The sequence below is a fragment of the Rhodoferax koreense genome, assembly GCF_001955695.1.
GTDB lineage: Bacteria > Pseudomonadota > Gammaproteobacteria > Burkholderiales > Burkholderiaceae_C > Rhodoferax_B > Rhodoferax_B koreensis.
Genome location: NZ_CP019236.1, coordinates 3253712 through 3276180 on the forward strand (window position 1 = coordinate 3253712; position 22469 = coordinate 3276180).

18 protein-coding genes are annotated in these 22469 nt (G+C 68.7%); 7 read left to right on the plus strand and 11 right to left on the minus strand.

Annotated elements, in window-relative coordinates:
- Nucleotides 1-140 precede the first annotated feature (140 nt).
- Entirely contained in the window at nucleotides 141-947 is an 807-nt protein-coding gene (locus RD110_RS15050) for a hypothetical protein (protein ID WP_076200225.1), read from the plus strand.
- 24 nt (nucleotides 948-971) lie between these two features.
- On the opposite strand, the gene RD110_RS15055 is transcribed toward RD110_RS15050, so the two are convergent.
- Entirely contained in the window at nucleotides 972-2270 is a 1299-nt protein-coding gene (locus RD110_RS15055; RefSeq protein WP_076200226.1) for a leucine-rich repeat-containing protein kinase family protein, read from the minus strand.
- Between the two features lie 42 nt (nucleotides 2271-2312).
- On the minus strand, nucleotides 2313-3125 hold the full coding sequence (locus RD110_RS15060; RefSeq protein ID WP_076200227.1) for an IclR family transcriptional regulator domain-containing protein: 813 nt from the start codon (nucleotides 3123-3125) through the stop codon (nucleotides 2313-2315).
- Between the two features lie 153 nt (nucleotides 3126-3278).
- Here RD110_RS15060 and pobA point away from each other — a divergent pair, with 153 nt between their 5' ends.
- Nucleotides 3279-4454: a 4-hydroxybenzoate 3-monooxygenase gene (gene pobA, locus RD110_RS15065; protein WP_076200228.1), complete on the plus strand. Its 1176-nt coding sequence runs from the start codon at nucleotides 3279-3281 to the stop codon at nucleotides 4452-4454.
- On the opposite strand, the gene RD110_RS15070 is transcribed toward pobA, so the two are convergent.
- The 7 genes from RD110_RS15070 to RD110_RS15100 all read right to left on the minus strand — a co-directional run bounded on the left by RD110_RS15070 (nucleotide 4430) and on the right by RD110_RS15100 (nucleotide 11083).
- Nucleotides 4430-4903 (minus strand): SRPBCC domain-containing protein, encoded by a 474-nt coding sequence (locus RD110_RS15070; protein ID WP_076205073.1) that lies wholly within the window; start codon nucleotides 4901-4903, stop codon nucleotides 4430-4432. The two genes, pobA and RD110_RS15070, sit on opposite strands and share 25 nt — an antisense overlap.
- Before the next feature lie 30 nt (nucleotides 4904-4933).
- A complete protein-coding gene (locus RD110_RS15075; protein WP_076200229.1) occupies nucleotides 4934-5281 on the minus strand; it encodes a winged helix-turn-helix domain-containing protein in 348 nt (115 codons plus the stop codon).
- On the minus strand, nucleotides 5278-6069 hold the full coding sequence (locus RD110_RS15080; protein ID WP_076200230.1) for an ABC transporter ATP-binding protein: 792 nt from the start codon (nucleotides 6067-6069) through the stop codon (nucleotides 5278-5280). Before RD110_RS15080 ends, RD110_RS15075 begins: the two co-directional genes overlap by 4 nt.
- Complete coding sequence (modA, locus tag RD110_RS15085; RefSeq protein WP_076200231.1) at nucleotides 6066-6815, minus strand: molybdate ABC transporter substrate-binding protein; 750 nt, start codon at nucleotides 6813-6815, stop codon at nucleotides 6066-6068. Before modA ends, RD110_RS15080 begins: the two co-directional genes overlap by 4 nt.
- A 14-nt stretch (nucleotides 6816-6829) precedes the next feature.
- The gene (modB, locus tag RD110_RS15090; RefSeq protein ID WP_076200232.1) at nucleotides 6830-7513 is read right to left on the minus strand and encodes a molybdate ABC transporter permease subunit; all 684 of its coding nucleotides are present in this window, start codon (nucleotides 7511-7513) and stop codon (nucleotides 6830-6832) included.
- A gap of 152 nt (nucleotides 7514-7665) precedes the next feature.
- Nucleotides 7666-9678, minus strand: coding sequence for an acyl CoA:acetate/3-ketoacid CoA transferase (locus RD110_RS15095; RefSeq protein WP_076200233.1), 2013 nt, complete (start codon nucleotides 9676-9678; stop codon nucleotides 7666-7668).
- A gap of 19 nt (nucleotides 9679-9697) precedes the next feature.
- The gene (locus RD110_RS15100) at nucleotides 9698-11083 is read right to left on the minus strand and encodes a GntP family permease (RefSeq protein WP_204249974.1); all 1386 of its coding nucleotides are present in this window, start codon (nucleotides 11081-11083) and stop codon (nucleotides 9698-9700) included.
- Nucleotides 11084-11410: 327 nt separating this feature from the next.
- Here RD110_RS15100 and RD110_RS15105 point away from each other — a divergent pair, with 327 nt between their 5' ends.
- Nucleotides 11411-12892, plus strand: a complete 1482-nt coding sequence (locus tag RD110_RS15105) for a sigma-54 interaction domain-containing protein (RefSeq protein ID WP_076200234.1) — start codon at nucleotides 11411-11413, stop codon at nucleotides 12890-12892.
- Nucleotides 12893-13075: 183 nt separating this feature from the next.
- Nucleotides 13076-15550, plus strand: a complete 2475-nt coding sequence (locus RD110_RS15110; protein WP_076200235.1) for an EAL domain-containing protein — start codon at nucleotides 13076-13078, stop codon at nucleotides 15548-15550.
- A 6-nt stretch (nucleotides 15551-15556) separates the two neighbouring features.
- Here RD110_RS15110 and RD110_RS15115 read toward each other — a convergent pair whose 3' ends face one another.
- Nucleotides 15557-17914: a YgiQ family radical SAM protein gene (locus tag RD110_RS15115; protein WP_076200236.1), complete on the minus strand. Its 2358-nt coding sequence runs from the start codon at nucleotides 17912-17914 to the stop codon at nucleotides 15557-15559.
- Nucleotides 17915-17989: 75 nt separating this feature from the next.
- A complete protein-coding gene (locus RD110_RS28000; RefSeq protein WP_076200237.1) occupies nucleotides 17990-19078 on the minus strand; it encodes an oxidoreductase in 1089 nt (362 codons plus the stop codon).
- 105 nt (nucleotides 19079-19183) lie between these two features.
- Here RD110_RS28000 and RD110_RS28005 point away from each other — a divergent pair, with 105 nt between their 5' ends.
- The 3 genes from RD110_RS28005 (at nucleotide 19184) to RD110_RS15135 (ending at nucleotide 22458) form a co-directional block, all read left to right on the plus strand.
- Nucleotides 19184-20488 (plus strand): HD-GYP domain-containing protein, encoded by a 1305-nt coding sequence (locus tag RD110_RS28005; RefSeq protein WP_076200238.1) that lies wholly within the window; start codon nucleotides 19184-19186, stop codon nucleotides 20486-20488.
- Between the two features lie 46 nt (nucleotides 20489-20534).
- Nucleotides 20535-21584, plus strand: coding sequence for an Ldh family oxidoreductase (locus tag RD110_RS15130; RefSeq protein WP_076200239.1), 1050 nt, complete (start codon nucleotides 20535-20537; stop codon nucleotides 21582-21584).
- 88 nt (nucleotides 21585-21672) lie between these two features.
- Nucleotides 21673-22458: a sulfite exporter TauE/SafE family protein gene (locus RD110_RS15135; protein ID WP_076200240.1), complete on the plus strand. Its 786-nt coding sequence runs from the start codon at nucleotides 21673-21675 to the stop codon at nucleotides 22456-22458.
- Nucleotides 22459-22469: the final 11 nt, after the last annotated feature.

Genomic DNA, 22469 nt, shown 5'->3' on the forward strand with positions numbered 1-22469 from the left:
CAACGTGCGCGCCACATGGAATTGCTATCAAAAAGATATCGGGCTGCGCTGATTTGACCTGCGCAAAGGCCATTTTGGCTCTATGATTTTGCAACTCATCCATTGAGCCGAAACGCCCCAATCGGCCAGCCGACTTCCTCATGCCGCACCGCGCCAGCCCACACCCGCTTGCCATCCTCGCCCTGCGCAGATGCCGGCTCTGCGCGCTGGCCTGCGCTGTGCTGGCGCTGTGGGCGCCTGCCGCCACCGCACAGCCACCCAGCTTCGAGGACATCCAGCGCATCAAGGCCGAGGTGGCCGTGCCGCGTTGGCGCGACGCCGCCAACGTCAGTCGCCTTTTGCACGCCAACCCGCCCGATCCCGCCACGGCCGAACAATGGCGGTCGCTGGATGCCGACACCGATCCACAGATCGGCAAGACACCGCTGGAGCGGATCGCCCATGCCCCCGAGGCGCAGCGCAACACCAATGCGCGCTGGCTGCGCTGGCGCGTGCTGGCCGAAAACGCCGACGCGCGCTACTCCTTCGCTTACGCCGCCCAGTTGATCAAGATGCGCGACACCCAGGGCGACTTCGAGGAGGAAGCCATCCTGTTCCAGTTGCACGCCAAGCTGGCGCTGACGCTGGACGGTGTGCGTTGCACCGACCCGTCCAAGCTCAACCACCTGCAGCGCTGGTACACCAGCCAGGAGGATGCGCGGCAACTGGAGCTGAAGGCGGCCAGCCTCACGCCCGCACAGCGTTCGGGCCTGGTGCTGGAGGCCATCGCCATCGAGGACATGCGCGGCGAACGCCCGGCCATGGGCTGGCTCTGCCCGCGCCGCGAACCCGAGCACGCCACCAGCACCGCCGAGGCGCTGCCACGCTTTGTGCCCGATGCCGAATGGCGCAGCAAACGGGCGAGCCTGCTGGATCAGCTGGCGCGCGACGCGATGCGCAATCTCTGAGCCGCCGCGGTCAATGCGCGAGGCTCAATGCGCGAGCCGTGCGACGATCTGCGCGAACGACGGCCGCGCCGCCACCGCGGCCTGCAGGCAATCGTCGCGCAGCCGGGTCCAGCCCTGGCGCGTGGCTTCCTCCAGCGTGTCGTCGGTGTGCTGCAGCAACTCTTCGAGCAGGCAGCCGAAGGCGCGCGCCTCCAGCCGTTGCAGCGCGCCGGCCAGGGCCGCATCGGCGGGCAGGAAGGAGGCCGCGCCCATGTCGCCGAGCACGGCCTGGCCGGCGGCATCGCACTGCAGGTTGTGGGCGTAGAAGTCGCCGTGCAGCAGGCCCCGCGCATGCAGGTGCGCCAGCGCCGAAGCCGTGCCCTGGGCGATGCGTTGCGCCACCGCCGCGGTGTAGCGCGTGCCCGCCGCGTAAACGTCGCGCGTGCACGAGGCCAGGCTCGGCGGGCCGGCCAGGGTCCGGAAGGAGGACGGCAGGTAATGCATGACCAGGCCGGCGCCGCCCTCGGGGTGGCCGACAAGACGGCCGGCGACGGGGATCAGGTTCGGATGCGCACCCGCGGCCAGGCTGGCGGCCATTTCGCTCTGCGGCCAGCCGTCGCTCGTGACTTCGCCCTTGAACAGCTTCACGGCGACCGGCACCGGCGTGGCCCCGGGCCGCCGCCACACCGCGCGGTAGATCAGGCCGGAGGCGCCTTCGCCGAGCAGTTGCTCGACCACGAGCTCTCGCCAGTCCACGTCCTGCGGCGCGGCAGCGTCCACCGCGCGCTCCATGGGATTGCCGGCGCAGGCGAGCCAGGCCAGCCGCGGCATGGCCGGCAACCATGCCGGCAACGCTTCGAACCGGTTGGCGGAGATGCGCAGCAGTTCGAGCCCTCGGCATCCGGCGAGTTCGGCCGGCAGCTGCTGCAGCCGGTTGCCGGCCAGCATCAGCTTCTGCAGCGCGGTGCAGCGGCCGATCTCGGCGGGCAAGGTCTCGACCTGGTTGTCGGTGAGGATCAGCCAGCGCAGCCGGGGCGGCAAGGCGGCGCCCGGCACATGGCGGATGCGGTTCGCCTTGAAGCCGACCATCTCGAGTTGGGGGCATCGGCCCAGCACCGCCGGCAGTTCGGCAAAAGGGTTGTCGGAGCAGAACAGCACGCGCAGCCGGTGCAGCCGCGGCAGATCGTCGGGCAAGGTGTCGAGCCGGTTGCCCGACAGGTTGAGCACTTCCAGGCTGTCGGCCAGGTCGAAGATCTCGCGCGGGAATTCCGTCAGGCCGCAGGACAGGTCGAGCCGCTTCAGGCCGGCCAGCGCGCCGCTGCGGAGTTGGGAGAGGGTGTGCATGGGAGGACGGGATGACAACAGAGGATGCGGCTCACGCGCCGCTTACAACACAGGACGCAGCTCGCGCGCAGCGTCGAGCAACAGGGGCAACAGCTCGCGCCGCATTTCCGCCTGCTCCAGCCGCTGCGGCGACGTCACCACGTTGAGCGCAGCCACGGTGCGGCCCTGCAGGTTGCGCAGCGGCACGGCCAGCGCGTGCACGCCGAGTTCGTGTTCCTCGCTGGCCACGCAGAAATCGTCGGTGCGCACCTGGGCCACGATGGCGCGCAGGGTCTTGGGTTCGGTGAGCGTGCGCGCGGTCAAGCGCGGCAGGCTGCGCCCCTTCATCCAGGCGGCGAACTCGCTGCGCGACTTCGCCGCCAGCAACACGCGCCCGGTCGAGGTGGCGAAGGCCGGCAGCCGTGCGCCCAGGTGCAGGCCGTAGGCCAGGAAACGGCCGGCCACGTTCGATGTGCCGCCGCTGGCGCTGCCTGGGCGGTCGTTGCCGCGCTCGTTGCCACTGCGGGCCACGATCACCACCTCGTCGGCATCGAGCACCACCGCCGAGAACGATTCCCGCGTCTGCGCCGCCAGCCGGTTCAGCGTGGGCTGGATCACGCGCGGCAGCCGGGCCGAGGCCAGGTAGCTGCCCGAAAAGCGCAGCACCTTGGGCGCCAGCCAGAAATAGCTGCCGTCGGTCTCCAGGTAGCCCAGGTGCGCCAGCGTGAGCAGATGCCGGCGCGCGGCCGCCCGCGTGAGCCCGGCGCGCTGCGCGGCCAGCGTGGCGTTGAGCCGCTGGCGCTCGGTGTCGAAACTCTCCAGCACCGCCATGCCCTTGGCCATGCCCTCGATGAGATCGGCCTTGTTGATGTCCATCAGGAAGCCTCTTTGTTTGCGCGGTGATCGCGCAGCGGCTTCGATCATCGCACAAAGCCGCGCGCCGGCCCTGGCCGGCGGCGCCCTCGCCTTCTAAGCTTCGGCGTGTTGCCGCCAGCGCGGCCCGGTCATTTCACATCCAGGAGACATTCCATGCGCACCCAGGTTGCCATCATCGGCGCCGGCCCTTCGGGCCTGCTGCTCGGCCAGTTGCTTTACAAGGCCGGCATCGACGCCGTCATCGTCGAACGCCAGAGCCCCGACTACGTGCTCGGCCGCATCCGCGCCGGCGTGCTGGAACAGGTGAGCATCGACCTGCTCGACAAGGCCGGCGTGGGCCAGCGCATGCACGCCGAAGGCCTGCCGCACGGCGGCATCGAACTGCTGTTCAAGGGCGCGCGCCACCGCATCGACCTCGAAGGCCTGACCGGCGGCAAGCACGTCATGGTCTACGGCCAGACCGAGGTCACGCGCGACCTCATGGAAGCCCGCAGCGCCGCCGGCCTGACCACCATCTACCAGGCCGGCGACGTGACGCTGCACGACTTCGACGGCGCCCAACCCAAGGTACGCTATACCAAGGACGGCCAGACGCACGAGATCGCCTGCGACTTCATCGCCGGTTGCGACGGCTACCACGGCGTGAGCCGCGCCAGCGTGCCCGAAAGCGCGCTGCGCACCTACGAGAAGGTCTACCCCTTCGGCTGGCTCGGCGTGCTGGCCGACGTGCCGCCGGTGTCGCACGAACTCATCTACGCCAACACCGGCCGCGGTTTCGCCCTGTGCAGCATGCGCAGCGCCAAGCGCAGCCGCTACTACGTGCAGGTGCCGATGGAGGAAAAGGTCGAGAACTGGAGCGATGCCGCGTTCTGGGCCGAACTGCGCAACCGCCTCGACCCCGAGGCCGCCGAGCGGCTGGTCACCGGCCCGTCGCTCGAGAAGAGCATCGCGCCGCTGCGCAGCTTCGTCGCCGAGCCGATGCGTTTCGGCCGCCTGTTCCTGGCCGGGGACGCGGCGCACATCGTGCCACCCACCGGCGCCAAGGGCCTGAACCTGGCCGCGAGCGATGTGGGTTATCTCTCGACCGCGTTCGCCGAGTACTACGGCGAGAAGTCGCCCGTCGGCATCGACACCTATTCCGACCGCTGCCTGCGCCGCGTGTGGAAGGCCGAACGTTTCTCGTGGTGGTTCACCTCGCTGATGCACCGCTTCCCGGAGACTGGCGAATTCGGGCAGAAGATCCAGGAGGCGGAACTGGATTACCTGGTGCAGTCGAAGGCAGCCTCGACGGCGCTGGCGGAGAACTACGTGGGCTTGCCGCTGGTCTGAAGGCTGGCTTCGCCCGGGCGCAGGACTTCCGCCGCCAGGCGCTGCAGGTTCTGCGCATTGGCAGCGGCCACGAATTCGGCAATGCCCTGGTAGTGCTCGACCGTGTCGAAGGTTTGTTGCCAGTGGACCTGCGTGCCTCGATCGACCGGCCGCAGTTCGATGGTCAGGAAGAAGTGGTGACCGGTGAGGTGTTCGATCTCGAACAACGCGTCAGGCACGATGCGCGTGAAGCGGCTTTCGTTGGCATAGTCCTTGCCGTCGGGGCCGTGCATGGTGAGCCGCCAGGCGCCGCCAGGGCGGAAGTCGAATTCGTGGATGGTGTTGCGGAAGCCGTCAGGCCCCCACCAGCGCGCGATGCGGGCCGGGTCGGCCATGGCGGCGAAGACCTGGGCCGCCGTGGCGGGAATGCCGAGGCTTCTGATGTCGGAGCGATTGGCGCTAGGTTCCATGCGAATGCTTTCGGCCAGGTTGAACATCCCTCACTGCGCCAACAGCCGCGTCAACGCCGCGATGTCACTCGCCGCGGCCGTGCGCGAAACACTCTCCACCGCCCGGTAATGCTGGATCAGCGCCTCTCCCACTGGCGTGAGCACCGTCCCGCCGCCCGATGCCCCCCCCGCCGCTGTCATCACCGCCGGCTTGGCCAGCGCCTTGTTCATCTCGTCCACCAGCAGCCAGGCGCGCCGGTACGACATGTTGAACTGCCGCGCCGCGGCCGAGATCGAGCCGGTTTCGGCGATGGCTTCGAGCAGCGCGATCTTGCCCGGACCGATGGCGATGCTGTCGTCGCGGTAGATGCGCAGGCGGAACTGGACTTTGGATTTCATGGCGTCGACCAGGAGGCCTGCAGCATTTTGCGCAGTTTCTGCTTCAGTGGCGAGGTGTCCGACGCCAAGGGGCCGTCGAGCACGATGCGCGCCATGTCGCGGCTCGAAGCGTCGTGCATGCCGATCTGCTGCACGATCTGGCCGCGTTCGTAGATGAAGGCCACGTCGGCCAGGGCCAGCACGTCCTCGACGTCGTGCGTGATCATCAGCGCCGGGATGCCCCAGCGGCGGCGCACCTCGGCCAGTTCCTCGCGCAGGTTCTGGCGCAGCATGGGGTTGAGCGAGGCGAAGGGTTCGTCGAGCAGCAGCACCTGCGGCTCGCAGGCCAGCGCCCGGGCCAGAGCCACGCGCTGCTGCTGGCCGCCCGACAGCGTGGCGGGCCGGCTCTCCGCTGTCGTGGCCAGGTCGAAACTCTCGAGCAGATGCTGCACGCGTTCGCGCTCCTGTGCCGAAAGCCGGCCGCGGTGCCAGGACGTGAGGCCGAAGGCCACGTTCTGCCGCACACTGAGGTGCGGGAACAGCGCGTAGTTCTGGAACAGGTAGCCGGTGCGGCGTACGGCTGGCGCGAGGTCGACGCCGGCCTGGGCGTCGAACAGGGTGCGGCCGTCGATCCGGATGTGGCCGCGGCTCGGCCTGAGCAGGCCGGCGATGGCCTGCAGCGTCAGCGTCTTGCCCGAACCCGACGGGCCGTACAGTGCGGCGAACGGCGCATCGGTGGCAAAGCGCACGGCCAGGTCGAAGCGGCGGCTGCGATCCGCTACCGAGAGCGCGATGTCGACATCGATCACGGCTTGCCGAAGCCGTAACGCGCCAGGATGGCCTGGGCGTCGGCCGTCGCCAGGAAAGCGATGAAGTCCTGCGCCAGCGCCTTCTGCCGGCTGTCGGCCACCACGGCGACCGGGTAGCTCACCGGCGTGTGGCCGGTGGCCGTCAGCACCACCCGGACCTTGTCGCCCATGATGGCGGCGTCGGTACGGTAGACGAAGCCGGCCTCGGCCTCGCCGCGGCCCACGTAATCGAGCACCTGGCGCACGCTGTCGGCCTGCACGAACTTGGGCTCCAGCACCGCCCATAGCCTGGCACTGTCGAGCACTTCCTTGGTGTAGCGGCCAACGGGCACGGTCGCGGTCTTGCCGATGGCGATCCGGCGCACGCCGGCGCCGGCCAGGTCCTGCAGCGCCTTGAGGCCGGGGCCGTCCTTCGCGGGCTCGATCAGCACCACGCTGTTGGTGGCGAAATTCCGGCGCGTCTCGGCAGCGACGAGTTTCTGGTCGACGCCGCGGTGCATCGTCTCCTGGTCGGCGCTGGCGAACACGTCCACCGGCGCGCCCTGCTGGATCTGCTGCAGCAGCGCGCCCGAAGCCGCGAAGTTGAAGCGCACGGTGTGGCCGGGCCTGGCGGCCTCGAACTTCGGCGCAATTTCCCTGAACGCATCGGTGAGGCTGGCGGCGGCCGAGACGGTGATCTGCTCGGCGCTGGCGGCGAACGGCAGCACCATGGCGGCAACCAGCGAAAGAAGGCGGAAACGACGCATGAGGACTCCTGCAATCAGCGCAGTGAAAAGAAACGGTTGGACAACACCAGCACCGCGATCGACAGCACGCAGGTGACGGCGACAAGCAGCAGCGCCGTGTCGTCCTTGCCGGCCTGCACGGCGTCGTAGATGGCCATCGACAGGGTCTGCGTCTGCTTCGGAATCGAGCCGGCCACCATCAACGAGGCGCCGAATTCACCCATGGCGCGCGCGAAAGCCAGCAGCGTGCCGGCCAGGATGCCGGGCCAGGCCAGCGGCAGCGTCACGCGCAGGAACACCGAAAGCCGCGACTGGCGCAGCGTGCTGGCCGCGGCTTCGAGGTTGCGGTCCACCCCGGCGAAGGCCGCGCTGGAAGACTTCAGCACCAGCGGCAAGGCGACGATGGCCGACGCCACCACGGCGCCGTGCCAGCTGAAGATGATGGTGTAGTCGAAGTGCTCGCGCAGCCAGGCGCCGAGCGGGCTGCGCCGCCCCGCCGCCACCAGGATGCCGTAGCCGAGCACCGTGGGCGGCAGCACCAGCGGCAGCATGAAGATCGCCTCGACGATGCCGCGGCCGGGAAACCTCACCCGCGCGAACACCCAGCCCAGCGCCACGCCCAGCACCAGGGCCAGCAGCGTGGCCACGGCCGAGACCTTGAGCGAGAGGACCAGCGGAAACCAGTCGGTGGCGGCGATGAGGCGATGCGTCGTGTCCATGGGGATATGACGACATTGTTGCACAAGGGTGGTCCGTTGCCGATCACAAGCGCGGCGCAGCCCGCTCGATGGTCCGCGCTATATCTTCGCAGGCATGGCGAATGCACGCAGGGATGGCGGGCGGCGCGGCCTGCAGCGCGGATGCCGATGCCTCAGCCCTGCTGCACCCCGGCCATCGATGCCGCATGGCTCTGCGCCTGCGCCCGGCTTTCGAAGAGCGCCGGCGCGAGCTGGCGCTCGGCCAGCGCATGGCCGAGCAGCATGCGCAGGAATCCGTTGGTGGTGTAGCGCGACACGCCGCTGTAGCAGCGCGCCTGCAGGCCCTCCACCATGCGGGAGTAGGCGTCGATGACCTCGGGCCGGATCTGGAAGTTGTCGTAGTTGACGATGGCGAACACGCGCTGCCCCAGCGCCTGCACGCGCGCTTCCACCTCGGCGCCGATGGCCGCCACGTCGTCCAGGCTGCGCACCTCCAATCCTTCGAAATTGATGAACAGGCGCCGCTGCGCCGCGTCCAGCGTAAAGCGTTGCGCCAGCGGCACGGCCAGCAGCGTGTCGCGCAGGCCCATGGGTGCGTCGGCGAAGATGCGGGCGTCCATCAGCCGGGGCGGCTGTTCCATGATGGGCGTGAAATCCATCTGCGCGAGGATGTCCCGGCCCAGCTGCACGCCCGGTGCGATCTCCAGCAGCGCCAGGCCGCGCGGCGTGAGGCCGAACACGCAGCGCTCGGTGACGAACAGCACCGGCTGGCCGCGCGCGGCCGCGTGGGCGCCGCTGAAGGTGCGGTGGTCGACCGCCTCGACGAACTTGCGGGCCGTGCCGTCCTGCACGATGCGCAACAAGCCGTCGTGCACCTGCAGCTGCAGCCGACCGGCGGTGAAGGTGCCCACGAACACCACTTTCTTGGCGTTCTGGCTGATGTTGATGAAGCCGCCCGCGCCCGCCAGCTTGGGGCCGAACTGGCTGACGTTGAGGTTGCCTTCGCGGTCGGCCTGGGCCAGCCCGAGGAAGGCGATGTCCAACCCGCCGCCGTCGTAGAAGTCGAACTGGTAGCCCTGGTCGATGACGGCATCGGTGTTGATGGCGGCACCGAAGTTCAGGCCGCCCGCCGGTACCCCGCCGACCACGCCGGGCTCGGCGGTCAGGGTGATCAGGTCGGTGATCTTTTCCTCGGCGGCCACGCTGGCAATGCCCTCGGGCATGCCGATGCCCAGGTTCACCACGCTGTTGGCGCGCAGTTCCAGCGCGGCGCGGCGGGCGATGATCTTGCGTGCGCCCAGGGCCAGCACTTCGGCCTGGCCCGCCGGTACGCGCAGGCTGCCGCTGAAGGCCGCGCTGTAGGGCTCGGCATAGGTCTGCCAGTGGTTCTCGGGCCGGGCCAGCACCACGCAGTCGACCAGCACGCCGGGGATCTTGACCTCGCGCGGGTTCAGCGAATGCGCCTCGGCAATGCGCTCCACCTGCACGATCACGATGCCGCCCGCGTTGCGCGCCGCCATGGCCATCGAGAGGCCGTCCAGCGTCAGCGCCTCCTTCTCCATGGTGATGTTGCCCGCCGTGTCGGCGGTGGTGCCGCGCAGGATGGCCACGTGGATCGGAAAGGCCTTGTAGAACAGGGCTTCCTCGCCGCCCAGGGTGGTCAGCTCCACCAGTTCGTCCACGGTGCGGCTGTTGAGCTTGCCGCCGCCGAAGCGCGGGTCCACGAAGGTGCCCAGGCCCACCCGCGACAGGTGGCCGGGCCGGTGCGCGGCGATGTCGCGGTACAGGTGGCTGATCACGCCCTGCGGCAGGTTGTAGGCCTCGATCTGGCCGTCCATGGCCAGCTGCTGCAGCTTGGGCACCAGGCCCCAGTGCCCGCCGATCACCCGCTTCAGCAGGCCCGCATGGCCCAGGCGGTTCAGGCCCTTGTTTTGCCCGTCGCCCTGGCCCGCGGCGTACACCAGGGTGAGGTCGCGCGGTGCGCGGGGCGCCTGGCCGGGTGCGGCCACATGGGCCAGGTGCAGCGCCTCCAGGGCGATGGCGATCTCTTCGGCAAAACCGATGCCGACGAAGCCGCCAGTGGCCACGGTGTCGCCGTCGTGGATCAGTCGCACCGCCTCCTGGGCCGAGACGATCTTGCTGCGCCCGGTGCCAAGGCGCGTGGGTTGCGAAAGCGGGGTGTGCATGGCGGGCCTCCGGTGGTGTCTAGAACACACCCACTGTGAGGTAAAGGCCGAGCACCAGCAAGCTGGCGGTGAACGCCGTGAGGCTGCCCACCACGAACAGGTCGAAATACGACTGCTTGTGGTTCAGCCCGCAGATCGCCAGCAAGGTGATCACCGCGCCGTTATGCGGCAGGATGTCCATGGCCGCCGAGCCCATGGAGGCGATGCGGTGCATGATTTCGGGGTTGATGTGCGCGGCCTGCGCGGCCTGGGCGTAGTAGTCGCCCATCGCGCCCAGGGCCAGGCTCATGCCGCCCGAGGCCGAGCCGGTCATGCCCGCCAGCACCGTGACCACCAGCCACAACGAAACGACGGGATCGGAAGCCACCGACTTCAGCCCCTCGCGCACCACGGCAAACGCGGCCAGTGCGGCGATCACCGCGCCGTAGCCTACTTCGGAGGCGGTGTTGGCCATGGGCAGCAGCGAGCCCAGCGTGCCCTTGCCGATGGCATCGCGCAGGTCCTTGATGCGGCCCAGGTTGGTCAGCGCCACCACCAGGATGGCCGCAGCCATGGCCCCGATGATGGCCCAGATGGCCAGCACCTTCTTCAGGTCGATGTGCTTGAACTTGTCGGTGTCGAGGTAGCTGTGGTCGAAGGCCGGAATCACGTACTGCGACAGCACGAAGTTCATGCCGATCACCACCAGGATCGGCAGCAGCGCCATGAAGAACGAGGGCAGGTTGGCGTTGTCCACCGCGGCCAGCTCTTCCTTGTGCTCGCCGTAGCCCTCGCCGTTCCTGCGGGCCGCGGCGCTGCGCCGCGACAGCCACAGCATGCCCGCCGCAAACATGAACACGGCCGCGATGGAGGACAGTCCCGGCGCCGCGTACACCGTGGTCTTGAAGAACGGAGTGGGGATGGCATTCTGGATCGCCGGTGTGCCCGGCACCGCCACCATGGTGAAGGTGAAGCTGCCCAGGCCGATGGCCGCCGGAATCAGCCGCTTGGGGATGGCCGCCGCCCGGAACAGCGAGGCCGCGATCGGGTACACCGAGAACGCCACCACGAACAGCGACACCCCGCCGTAGGTCAGCAGCGCACAGGCCAGCACCACCGCCAGGATGGCGCGCTCGCCGCCCACCCAGGCCACGATGCGCTGGGCGATGGCGCGCGCCGCACCCGACTCGTCCATCAGCTTGCCGAACACCGCGCCCAGCAAAAACAGCGGGAAATAGGTGGCGAAATAGCTGCCCAGCGCGGGCATGAAGATCTGCGTGTAGCTGGCCATCAAGGGCAGGTCGCCGTAGTTGCAGGCGATGGCCACGGCGGCGCACAGCGGCGCCACGAAGATCACGTTCCAGCCGCGGTGGGCCAAGAAAATCAGCAGCGCCAAGGACGCAAAAATCCCGAAAATACCCAGCATGCAGTCGTCTCCGATGTTGTTGTACCGCATGGCATAGGCACGACGCGTGCCAGCCGCGCCGCCGCGCCCTGGCCGAAGCCATCGCCATGCCCGGTGTCCGAGGAGAAACACGCCCTGCGCAGGTTCCCCGGCCTGCGCTAGCCCACGCTGGGCGCCCCGCCGAAGTGTCAAGCAGCGTGGACAGTTTGTTACGCCTGCAAGACATGCCGGCCGGACACCGCCGCGTCCAGGCCTTTAGACTGGCGCCCTGCACGACGGCCCCGCCGGTGCAGCATGCCAACAGTGCGGCGCCACCGGCAGCTGCCCAGAACAGACAAGAGACAATCCATGGGTCATCCCACCAAGCCCCAGGCCGCAGGCCATCTCGATGGCGAAGTCGGCCGCTGGCCTGGCGCCCTCGCCCACGACGCGGACGCCGTGCGCGCCATGGCCATGAAGTCGATGTTCGAGCGCCTCGAGAGCCTGTGCGAAGGCGCGCTGGCCGTCAACCTCGACGCCGAAGTCGTCTGGATCAACGAGAAATACGCGCGCAAGCTCGGCCAGCCCAGCGCGGCGGCGGCCATCGGCCAGCCGGTGGAGAACATCATCCCCAACAGCCAGATGCGCGAAGTGGCGCGCACCGGCCGGCCCATCGTGCTGGACATCATGCCCTTCGGAGACGAGCACCTGGTGGTCACGCGCATGCCGATCCGCGACGACGCCGGCCAGTTGATCGGCGCCGTGGGCTTCGTGCTGTACAACCACCTCGAAGGCCTGAAACCGGTGATGCACAAGATGGCCCAGCTGCAGCACCGCCTGAAGGCCGCCGAAAAAGAGTTGGCCGACAGCCGACGGGCCAAATACAGCCTGGCCTCCTTCCTCGGCATTTCGCCGGCGGCCGTGGAGACCAAGCGCCAGGCGCGCCGCGCGGCGCAACTCGATACCACGGTGCTGCTGACGGGCGAGACCGGTACCGGCAAGGAATTGCTGGCGCACGCGATCCACAACGTGTCGGGCCGGGCGCATCTGCCCTTCGTGAGCGTGAACGCCGCTGCCATTCCCGAGTCGCTGCTCGAAGCCGAGCTGTTCGGGGCCGCGCCCGGCGCCTATACCGGCGCCGACCGGCGCGGACGCGACGGCAAGTTCAAGCTGGCCGATGGCGGCACGCTGTTCCTCGACGAGATCGGCGACATGCCGCCTGCGCTGCAGGCCAAGCTGCTGCGCGTGCTGCAGGAGCAAGAGATCGAGCCGCTGGGTGCGAATCGGCTGGTGCGGGTCGACGTGCGCGTGATCGCCGCGACCAGCCTGGACCTGGCCGCGCGCGTGGCCGACGGGCGCTTTCGCAGCGACCTGTTCTACCGGCTCAACGTGTTGTCGATGTCGCTGCCGCCGCTGCGCGAGCGACTGCAGGACCTGCCGCTGCTGGTCGAGCGCCTGCTCGAAGACATCTCCCTGCGCATCGGCCAGCCGCTGGAAATCGCCCCTGAAGCCTTCGCCGTGCTGGCGCGCCATGACTGGCCCGGCAACGTGCGGGAACTGCGCAACGTGGTCGAGCGCGCGCTTTTGATGCATGAAACCCAGCGGCTGGATGCCGCCCACCTGGCCAGCGTCCTGCCCAGCCCGACGTCCGATGCCGGTGCCATCGCGCCGGCGACACCGGCGCCGGCCACGGCGCAGATCGAGCCGCTGAGCCGCGTGGTCGAGGCGGCCGAACGCCGCGCCATCGCCGAGGCCTTGCAGCGGACCAAGGGCAACAAAGCCGCCGCGGCGGCCGCGCTCGGCATCTCCAGGGCCGCGCTCTACCAGAAGCTGGGCGCGGCGCGGGGCTGATCCGCGCCCAGGCTTCCACGCCCCCCGGGGCCGGCGTCCGTCGCGAGAAAAAGAAACAATCCGCCGGCGGAGTGTCACAAAATGTGTCGAAGAGCCTATAGTTCGGCGCATGCCCTGTGAAAGAGCCCGCTCGGACCCAGCCAGGCACCGCCGTGCCGGAGACGGCCTGCGCGAGGCCGGAACATGAACGCCCCGCCGCGCCGCCTGCAGCTGCCGCCCACGCTGCGGCTGACCTGGCCGTTCATCGTCATGGTCGTGCTGCAGGCGCTGCTGGCCGTCGGCAGCATCCACACGCTGTCGGCCGTGCGTGCCTTCGTGGCCGGAGAAAGCGAATGGAGCAAGGGTCAGAAGGACGCGATCTACTACCTCGACCTCTACGCCGCCACCGGCGACCCCGACAAGCACGGCCTGTTCCGCGAGGCGCTCGACGTGCCCATGGGCGATCACCTCAGCCGGCTGGCGCTGGACCAGTCGCCGCGGGACGTCGCCGCCGCACGCAGCGGCTTCCGCCAGGGCCACAACCATCCGAACGACATCGACAGCCTGATCTGGCTCTTCAGCAATTTCCGTTCGTTCCGCATGGTGCAGGAGCCGGTGAAATGGTGGGCCATCGGCGACGACTACATGCGCCAGCTGGAGGAGCTTTCCTACGAGATCCAGGTGCGCAGCAGCGCCGGCCCGGTGGACGCGGACACGGTGCAGCAATGGCGCCGTCAGATCCGCGACATCAACGTCGGCGTGACCCCGGTGGCCACCGCCTTCAGCCAGGCCCTGGGCGAAAGTTCGCGCCTCATCGTGCGGCTGCTGCTGGCGCTGAACCTGGGCGCGGCGGCGCTGCTGATCCTGCTGTCGCTGCTGCACACCCGCAAGCTGCTGGCGCAGCGCCGGCGGGCGGAGAACGCGCTCGGCGCCGAACGCGAACGGGCCCACACCACCCTCACGGCGATCGCCGACGGCGTGGTCACGACCGACGAACAGGGCCGCGTGATCTACATGAACCCCGCCGCCGAGGCGCTGCTGGCGCAGTCCGCAGCGCTGAGCCGCGGGCGACCGCTGCAGGACATGCTGGTGCTCGACACGCTCCATGCGCCCGATGGCGTGGACGAGTCCGCCCCTGGCGGTGCCCCGAAGGCCGATGCGAACCTGGTGCGGCGCCTGCTCGAGGGCGGGCCGCTGCTGCGCGAGGAACAGCTGCAGCGCCTGGTCCGGCCCGACCAGACCGTGGTGCCGGTGAAGCTCGTCGGCTCGGCGATCCACGACCAGGGCCGGCTCACCGGCGCGGTGCTGGTGCTGCACGACGTGACGCGCGAACAGCACTACGTGGCGCAGCTGTCGTGGCAGGCCAGCCACGACGCGCTTACCGGCCTGGTGAACCGGCGCGAGTTCGAACGCCGGCTCGAACTGGTGCTGGCCACGCCGCGACCGGTGCAGCGCGAAGGCGCGCTGCTGTATGTGGACCTGGACCAGTTCAAGATCGTCAACGACACCTGCGGCCACCAAGCCGGCGACGAAATGTTGCGCCGGGTGTGCCGCATGCTCCAGGGCGGGCTGCGGGAAGGCGACACGCTGGCGCGCCTGGGCGGGGACGAATTCGGCATCCTGCTCGCCGACTGCCCGCCCGCCCCCGCGGCCCGCGTGGCGGAAAACCTGCGCCAGGCCGCCGAGGAATTGCAGATGGCCTGGGGCAGTCGCATCCTGCGCACCGGCCTGAGCATCGGCCTGGTGCCCTTGTCGCCGGGCCTGGACACGCTGCAGGAAGTCCTGCGCGTGGCCGACATGGCCTGCTACCGCGCCAAGGAGACCGGGCGCAACAAGGTCTATGTCTACCAACCCGAGGATGCCGCGCTGTCGCGCCAGGCCCGCGAGATGGACTGGTTGCAGCGGCTGCGCCTGGCGCTCGAGGAAGACCGGTTCTGCCTCTACGCGCAGGAGATCGCGCCATTGCAGCCCGGCGGGCCGGCCGGCGTGCATGTCGAAGTGCTGCTGCGCCTGCGCGACGAACACGGCGCCATGGTCGCGCCCGGGCTGTTCATCCCGGCGGCCGAGCGTTACGGCCTGATGCCGAGCATCGACCGCTGGGTGGTGCAGCATGCCTTCGCCACGCTGGCCCGCCAGCGCGAACACCCGGACATGCCGCCGATCGCCACCTGCGCCATCAACCTTTCGGGCACCAGCCTGGGCGACGAACGGCTGCTCGAGGACATCCGTGGCTATTTCGTGGAACACGGCATCGCGCCACAGACCGTGTGCTTCGAGATCACCGAGACCAGCGCCATCGCCCATCTGCCGAGCGCGATCCGGTTGATCAAGGCGCTGAAGCAACTGGGCTGCCGCTTCTCGCTGGACGATTTCGGCTCGGGCATGTCTTCCTTCACCTATCTGAAGCACCTGCCGGTCGACTATCTGAAGATCGACGGCGGCTTCGTGCGCGAGATGCTGGCCGACCCGGCCAACCGGGCCATGGTGGAGATGATCAACCACATCGGCCACGTGATGGGCAAGATCACCATCGCGGAATTCGCCGAGACCATGGCCATCGTCGACGCGCTGCGGGCCATGGGTGTGGACTATGCGCAGGGCTATGCGCTGGCCCGGCCGCGGCCGTTCGAACTGCCTTACCTGGACAGCCTGAAGCAGGCGGCAACGCCCGCCGGCTGAGCCGGATCAGGCCTTGCGGATCGGCTTGCGCGGCTTGGCCGCGGTGACGCCGGCGCGCGGCGGCAGCCCGGTGTGCTGCGTGAGCAGCCGGCCCTTCACCGGCGAGTTCGGCGACGTGGCCTTCACCTTGTCGGCCACCTTGCCGGGTGCGGCGCTTGAGTTCTTGCGCCTGGCGCTGGTGTAGCTGCCGTCGGTGATCGGCTGATAGGTCGGGATCAGGTGGTGCTTGCCATTGCCGATCAGGTCGGCGCGGCCCATGGCCTTGAGCGCCTCGCGCAGCAGCGGCCAGTTGTTGGCGTCGTGATAGCGCAGGAAGGCCTTGTGCAGGCGCCGGCGCCGGTCGCCGCGCACGATGTCCACCGTCTCGCTGGTGCGCGTGATCTTGCGCAGCGGATTGCGGTTGGTGTGGTACATCGTCGTGGCCGTGGCCATCGGGCTCGGGTAGAAGGTCTGCACCTGGTCGGCGCGGAAGCCGTTCTTCTTGAGCCAGATGGCCAGGTTCATCATGTCCTCGTCGCTCGTGCCCGGGTGCGCGGCGATGAAGTAAGGGATCAGGTACTGCTTCTTGCCCGCCTCGGCGCTGAACTTCTCGAACATCTGCTTGAACTTGTCGTAGCTGCCGATGCCGGGCTTCATCATCTTGGTGAGCGGGCCCTGCTCGGTGTGCTCCGGGGCAATCTTCAGGTAGCCGCCCACATGGTGCTGCACCAGTTCCTTCACGTACTCAGGGCTCTGCACCGCCAGGTCGTAGCGCAGGCCGGAGCCGATCAGGATCTTCTTGATGCCACGCAGCGCACGCGCCCGGCGATAGATCTTGATCAGCGGATCGTGGTTGGTGCCCAGGTTCTGGCAGATGCCCGGATACACGCAGCTCGGCTTGCGGCACGCCGCCTCGATCTCGGGCGACTTGCAGCCCAGGCGGTACATGTTGGCCGTCGGGCCGCCGAGGTCGGAAATCGTGCCGGTGAAGCCGGCGACGCTGTCGCGGATGGCCTCGACCTCCTTGATGATCGATTCCTCGGAGCGGCTCTGGATGATGCGGCCTTCGTGCTCGGTGATCGAGCAGAAGGTGCAGCCGCCGAAGCAGCCGCGCATGATGTTCACGCTGAAGCGGATCATCTCCCAGGCCGGGATCTTGGTGGCGCCGTCGTGGCCGCCGTGCTCGTCCGCGTAACGCGGATGCGGGCTGCGCGCATAGGGCAGATCGAACACGTGGTCCATCTCGGCCGTGGTCAGCGGGATCGGCGGCGGATTGATCCAGACGTCACGCGCCGTGTTGCCTTCGCCATGGGCCTGGACGAGCGCGCGCGCGTTGCCGGGATTGGTCTCCAGGTGCAGCACGCGGTTCGCATGGGCGTAGAGCACCGGATCGGCGCGCACCTGCTCGTAGGCCGGCAGTCGGATCACGGAGCGGTCGCGCGGCGGCACCTTGAGCTTGGCGCGCAGCGCCGGATTGGGCATGAAGGTCAGCGGCTGGATGGACGGGTTGGCCACGGCGCCGGACTCGGCCGCCTTGGCCACCTGCTCCGCCTCGTCCTCGCGCGCACAAGTGGCGCCGTTGGCCTTGGCCTGGTCGGACACCATGAGGTATGGGTTCACATGGGCTTCCACGCGGCCCGGCTCGTCGACGGTGGTCGAGTCGATCTCGAACCAGCCCTCGGGCGTGCTGCGCCGCACGAAGGCCGTGCCGCGCACGTCGGTGACCTCGTGCACCGGCTCGCGGGCGGCCAGGCGGTGCGCGATCTCGACGATGGCGCGTTCGGCATTGCCGTACAGCAGCAGGTCGCACTTGGCGTCCACGACGATGGAGCGGCGCACCTTGTCGCTCCAGTAGTCGTAATGCGCGATGCGGCGCAGGCTGCCCTCGATGCCGCCGAGCACGATGGGCACGTCGTTCCAGGCCTCCTTGCAGCGCTGCGAATAGACGATGGCCGCGCGGTCGGGCCGCGCGCCGCCCACGTCGCCCGGCGTGTACGCGTCGTCGCTGCGGATCTTGCGGTCGGCCGTGTAGCGGTTGATCATCGAATCCATGTTGCCGGCGGTCACGCCGAAGAACAGGTTCGGCTTGCCCAGCGCCTTGAAGGGCTCGGCACTCTGCCAGTCGGGCTGGGCGATGATGCCGACGCGAAAGCCCTGCGCCTCCAGCATGCGGCCGATCACGGCCATGCCGAAGCTCGGGTGGTCCACATAGGCGTCGCCGGTGACGATGACGATGTCGCAGCTGTCCCAGCCCAGCGCCGCCATTTCCTCGCGCGAGGTGGGCAGGAATTTGGCCGTGCCGAAACGGGCCGCCCAGTACTTGCGGTAGCTGGTCAGCGGCTTGGCGGCGCGCGCGAAAAAGGAAACGTCAACGGGGGCGTTCATCGGGTCTTTGGCTGGGGGTAACCCTCGATTCTAAAGGTTTGCCCCTTCTTGCGCCCCTATTACCCTTGGATGACCTTAGCCCGGGCTCAGATCCGTCGTGTCAATCCGACGCCCCTGGCGCGCACTGAGCTCGCCCCGGCTCAGCAAGGCCATCACCCGGTGCGCCTCGGCGGCGCTGACCGGCACCGGGCCCTGCCCGCGCAGATGCGCCAACAGCTGGGCGTAGAAAGCCAGGTAGTTGCCTGCCACGTCGGGCGCGGCCTCGGCCCGGGCCTGCCCATCCACATGCCGCACGACCTGCCCGACCTGCAGATCGCGGCCCCAGCCCTCGAGCGCGCCCCAGTGCGGCCGCCCGCCGGCCTTGAGTGCATCCTCCTGCGGATCCAGCCCATATTTGACGAAGGAGCCCAGCGTGCCGTGCACCACGAAGCGCGGACCGAGCGCGGGCACCAGTGCGCTGGCGTGCAGCACGACGCGCAACGCCGGGTCGCGGCTGCCGTAGCGCAGCTGGGCATGGAAGTAGTCGTTGGTGCGCGCGCCGTCGCGCTGCCGGGCCAGGTCGAGTTGCAGATCGTCGGGGCAACCGAACAGCTGCAATGCCTGGTCGACCAAGTGCGCACCCAGGTCGAACCACAGGCCCGAGCCCGGCAGGTCGTCGTCGCGCCAGCGGTTGGGCACCTCGGGCCGGTAGCGGTCGAAATGCGACTCGAAAAACACGACGCGTCCGAGCTGGCCGCTGGCCAGCACCTGGCGCAACGCGAGGAAATCGGCGTCCCAGCGCCGGTTCTGGAACACCGTCACCACGCGCTGCTGCGCGCGCGCCACCGCCAGCAGGTCCTCGGCCTCGGCCAGCGACACGGTGAAAGGCTTGTCGACCACCACATGCTTGCCGGCCAGCAGCGCGGCCTTGGCCAGCGGATGGTGGCTGCCGTTGCCGGTGGCGATGACGACCAGGTCGATGTCGGCATCGGCAAAAGCCTGCTGCGGCGTGGCCACGGTGCGCACGCCGGGCCAGTCAGCGGCCACGGCCTCGGGTTTGCTGCTGACGATGCAGGCCAGCACCAGGCCGGGCACGCCGGAGACCAGGGGCGCATGGAAGATGCGGCCGGCATTGCCGTAACCGACGAGGGCCACGCGGAGCGGCGATGGGGAGGAATGGGACATGCCGCCATCATCCCGCAAAAGGGCGAGTTGGAAGGTACCGGTGAAGCATCGATAAGGCACGCCGCAGCCGCTCGACCATGCTTTCCTTGTGTTACAAACAGGGTCATGCCAGAAACAGCCACGGACCCCCGGCACTTCTCCAGCGCGGTCGCTCAACTCGGCGAAAAGAACCAACTCATCACCGCCACCGCGATCTACAGCGCGCAGGGCGTGAAGATCATCGACCAGGGCGTCCCGGTCACCGCCAAGCTCTACGAGCGGCTGATGCAGCACAAGACCAACACGCCGCTGGAGCAGTCGATGCAGGTCGAATCCGCGGTCAACGGCAAGGCCTTGCGCGCCACCGCCGAGGCGCTGATCGCCGAGCAGCCCCTGTTTGCGCGCATGGCCGCCAGACCGGCGGACCGCACCTTGCTGCTCGATCTCATCGAAACCGTGCCGTTGCCTGCGCCCGTGGCCTTCCAGCTCACCGTCGCACGCGACGTGCATCCCGAGCAGTTCCGTTATTTCGTGGCCACCGCGCTGACGGCCGCCTGGCTCGGCCAGCGCGACATGGCGGCGCGTTACGACCTGTCGATGCTGGCCGCTGCGGGGCTGCTGCACGACCTGGGCATGCTGCACATCGACCGGGTGCTGCTTGATCCGAAGCAGAGCATCAGCCGTCAGCAGCGCCGCCAGCTCTATTCCCATCCGCTGGTTTCGGCCCTGCTTCTGGAGCGTCATCACGAGTATCCGAAGGAGCTGATCCGCGCGGTGCGCGAGCACCATGAAGTGCTGGATGGTTCCGGCTACCCGAGCGGACTGGCCGGCGCCGCCATCAGTCCCTGGGGACGGATCCTCTCGCTGGCCCAGGTGGTCGCCGCGTTGGCCAAGCCCACCCGCCGGCACGCCGAACTGCGGCTTTCGGTGCTGCTGCGCACCAGCCGCCAACGCTACGACGCCAGCCTGGTCAACCGCCTCCTGCCACTGCTGCAGCACACCGCGGAGGAGGAGGCACAAGCCGATCCTGCAGGCATGATGCTGGTGGCCGAGCCCGTGGCGCGGCTGGGCACGATCGAACAGGCCCTCGCCGTCTGGCCGAGTGCGCTGGCGCAGGCGCCAACCCTTTCGCCCGCGCGCCGTGCCAGTCTGGCCTTCATCGGCGAACGCTGCGCCGACATCCGCCGCACCCTGATGGAAGCCGGCGCCTCGGCAGAGCAACTCGCCAGCCTGGACGAAGATAGTCTGAGCGGCGGCCTGCTGGCGATGGAACTCTCGCTCATCTGCCGCGAACTCGCCTGGCAGGTGCGCGCCATGGAGCGCCAGGCACTGCGGCGCTGGGCGCTCGGGCCCGAAGAAGGTTACCCTGCGGCGCTGCAGGCCTGGATCAAGGCCGTCGAAGAAGCCTGCGCCGGCCTGCTCGAGGCCTGAACCGGCCGGCGGCACGGCCCATCCATTTCACAACGAAGAGACAACCATGCCCTATCCATCCCAAGAACTGCTGCGCTATGCCAATGCCTTGTTAGCCGGCGCCGGCCTCGATGCCGACAAGGCGGGCGCCGTGGCCGAAATCCTGCTCGAAGGCGATCTGCTCGGCCACAACACGCATGGCCTGGGGCTGCTCGCGCCTTATCTGGCCGAATTGCAGTCCGGCGCGATGACCAAGGACGGCGAGCCGACCGTGCTCGCCGACCATGACGCCGCCATCACCTGGGATGGCCGCCGCCTGCCCGGCCCCTGGCTGGTGCTGAAGGCCATGGCCCTGGCCTCCGAGCGCGCCGCGCGGCTGGGCACCTGCACCGTGGTGATCCGGCGCAGCCACCATATCGCCTGCCTGGCGGCCTTCCTGAAGCGCGCCACCGACCAGGGTCTGCTGATGGTGCTGACCTGCTCCGACCCGAACGGCGAAAGCGTGGCGCCGTTCGGCGGCCTCGACGCGGTGTTCACGCCGAACCCGATCTCGGCAGGCATTCCCACCTCCACGCTGCCGGTGCTGATGGACGTATCGACATCGGCCACCACCAACGGCCTGACCAACCGGCTGCACAAGGAAGGCCGGCAACTGCCTGCGGCTTGGGTGATGGACGGCCATGGCCAGCCCAGCACCGACCCGGCCGTGTTGTTCCAGGAACCCAAGGGCACGATCCTGCCGCTGGGCGGCATGGATTCCGGCCACAAGGGCTACGGCCTGACCCTGCTGGTCGAGGCTCTGACCGGCGGCCTGGCCGGCCATGGACGTGCCGATGCCAAGGAAGGCTGGGGCGCCACGGTGTTCCTGCAGATCATCGATCCGCGCGCCTTCGCCGGCCTGGATGCCTTCACGCGCCAGATGGACACCGTGACCGACCGCTGCCGCGCATCCAGGCCCGCCAACCCCGAGAAACCGGTGCGCACGCCCGGTGAAGGTGGCCTGAAGCTGTCAGACACGCAGCTGCGTGGAGGCGTGGACCTGTATCCGTCGATCATGCCGTCGCTCGCGCCCTGGGCCGAGAAATACGGCGTGGCGCCACCGCTGGAAAAGGCGTGAACCAACAAATTCCAAATATGCATATGCGCATATTGGTGTAACGAATAAGTAGTTTGGTTTTATAAGCGCGGCTTTTATAGTCGCGGCCATGCACGATATCGCGTTTGTTCTGGCCGGCTTTTTTGTGGGCTTCGTGGTCGGCCTCACGGGCGTCGGCGGTGGTTCGCTGATGACCCCGTTGCTGATCTTCTTCTTCGGCGTGAAGCCGCACCTGGCCATCGGCACCGACCTGCTGTTCGCCGCCTTCACCAAGATGGGCGGCTCGGTGGCGCTCGCCCGCGCCCGCGTCATCGACTGGCCCGTCATGCTGCTGATGGCCTGCGGCAGCATTCCGGCTTCGCTGATCACCCTGTACATCCTCAACCGCGTCGGCCCGGCCGACCCAGCCGTGCAGATGGCGATGACCACCACGCTGGGCGTGGCCCTGCTGCTGACCGCCGTCGCCACCTTGTACAAGGCCGTGCTCGGCAAGGCGGGCCCGCGCCAGACCCTGAACCGCGCGGCCGACGCGAAGCCCCGCCACAAGGCCTTGCCGGTGTTGTTCGGCGCGGTCATCGGTGCGCTGGTTACACTCACTTCCGTCGGTGCGGGCGCGATTGGCGTGCTGGTGCTGATGCTGCTGTATCCGGCGCTTCCGCTGCCGCGCATCGTGGCCGCCGACATTGCCCATGCCGTGCCGCTGACCCTGGTCGCCGGCCTGGGCCATGCGTCGATCGGCTCGGTCGAATGGGCGTTGCTGGCCAAGCTGTTGCTGGGCTCGCTGCCCGGCATCTGGATCGGCTCCCAACTCATGCGCAAGACGCCGGAGCGCCTGATCCGCTCGATCCTGTCCCTGCTGCTGGCCTATGCCGGCACGAAATTGATTGCTTTGTAAAAATCGGGGCG

Excerpts from the sequence above, each read along its gene's own strand:
- RD110_RS15050 (WP_076200225.1), top strand. The coding sequence starts at position 141 with ATGCCGCACCGCGCCAGCCCACACCCGCTTGCCATCCTCGCCCTGCGC.
- RD110_RS15130 (WP_076200239.1), top strand. The coding sequence starts at position 20,535 with ATGCCCTATCCATCCCAAGAACTGCTGCGCTATGCCAATGCCTTGTTA.
- modB (WP_076200232.1), bottom strand. The coding sequence starts at position 7,513 with ATGGACACGACGCATCGCCTCATCGCCGCCACCGACTGGTTTCCGCTG.
- RD110_RS15075 (WP_076200229.1), bottom strand. The coding sequence starts at position 5,281 with ATGAAATCCAAAGTCCAGTTCCGCCTGCGCATCTACCGCGACGACAGC.
- RD110_RS15095 (WP_076200233.1), bottom strand. The coding sequence starts at position 9,678 with ATGCACACCCCGCTTTCGCAACCCACGCGCCTTGGCACCGGGCGCAGC.
- RD110_RS15100 (WP_204249974.1), bottom strand. The coding sequence starts at position 11,083 with ATGCTGGGTATTTTCGGGATTTTTGCGTCCTTGGCGCTGCTGATTTTC.
- RD110_RS15055 (WP_076200226.1), bottom strand. The coding sequence starts at position 2,270 with ATGCACACCCTCTCCCAACTCCGCAGCGGCGCGCTGGCCGGCCTGAAG.
- RD110_RS28005 (WP_076200238.1), top strand. The coding sequence starts at position 19,184 with ATGCCAGAAACAGCCACGGACCCCCGGCACTTCTCCAGCGCGGTCGCT.
- RD110_RS15060 (WP_076200227.1), bottom strand. The coding sequence starts at position 3,125 with ATGGACATCAACAAGGCCGATCTCATCGAGGGCATGGCCAAGGGCATG.
- RD110_RS15110 (WP_076200235.1), top strand. The coding sequence starts at position 13,076 with ATGAACGCCCCGCCGCGCCGCCTGCAGCTGCCGCCCACGCTGCGGCTG.
- RD110_RS15115 (WP_076200236.1), bottom strand. The coding sequence starts at position 17,914 with ATGAACGCCCCCGTTGACGTTTCCTTTTTCGCGCGCGCCGCCAAGCCG.
- RD110_RS15135 (WP_076200240.1), top strand. The coding sequence starts at position 21,673 with ATGCACGATATCGCGTTTGTTCTGGCCGGCTTTTTTGTGGGCTTCGTG.
- modA (WP_076200231.1), bottom strand. The coding sequence starts at position 6,815 with ATGCGTCGTTTCCGCCTTCTTTCGCTGGTTGCCGCCATGGTGCTGCCG.
- pobA (WP_076200228.1), top strand. The coding sequence starts at position 3,279 with ATGCGCACCCAGGTTGCCATCATCGGCGCCGGCCCTTCGGGCCTGCTG.
- RD110_RS15070 (WP_076205073.1), bottom strand. The coding sequence starts at position 4,903 with ATGGAACCTAGCGCCAATCGCTCCGACATCAGAAGCCTCGGCATTCCC.
- RD110_RS28000 (WP_076200237.1), bottom strand. The coding sequence starts at position 19,078 with ATGTCCCATTCCTCCCCATCGCCGCTCCGCGTGGCCCTCGTCGGTTAC.
- RD110_RS15105 (WP_076200234.1), top strand. The coding sequence starts at position 11,411 with ATGGGTCATCCCACCAAGCCCCAGGCCGCAGGCCATCTCGATGGCGAA.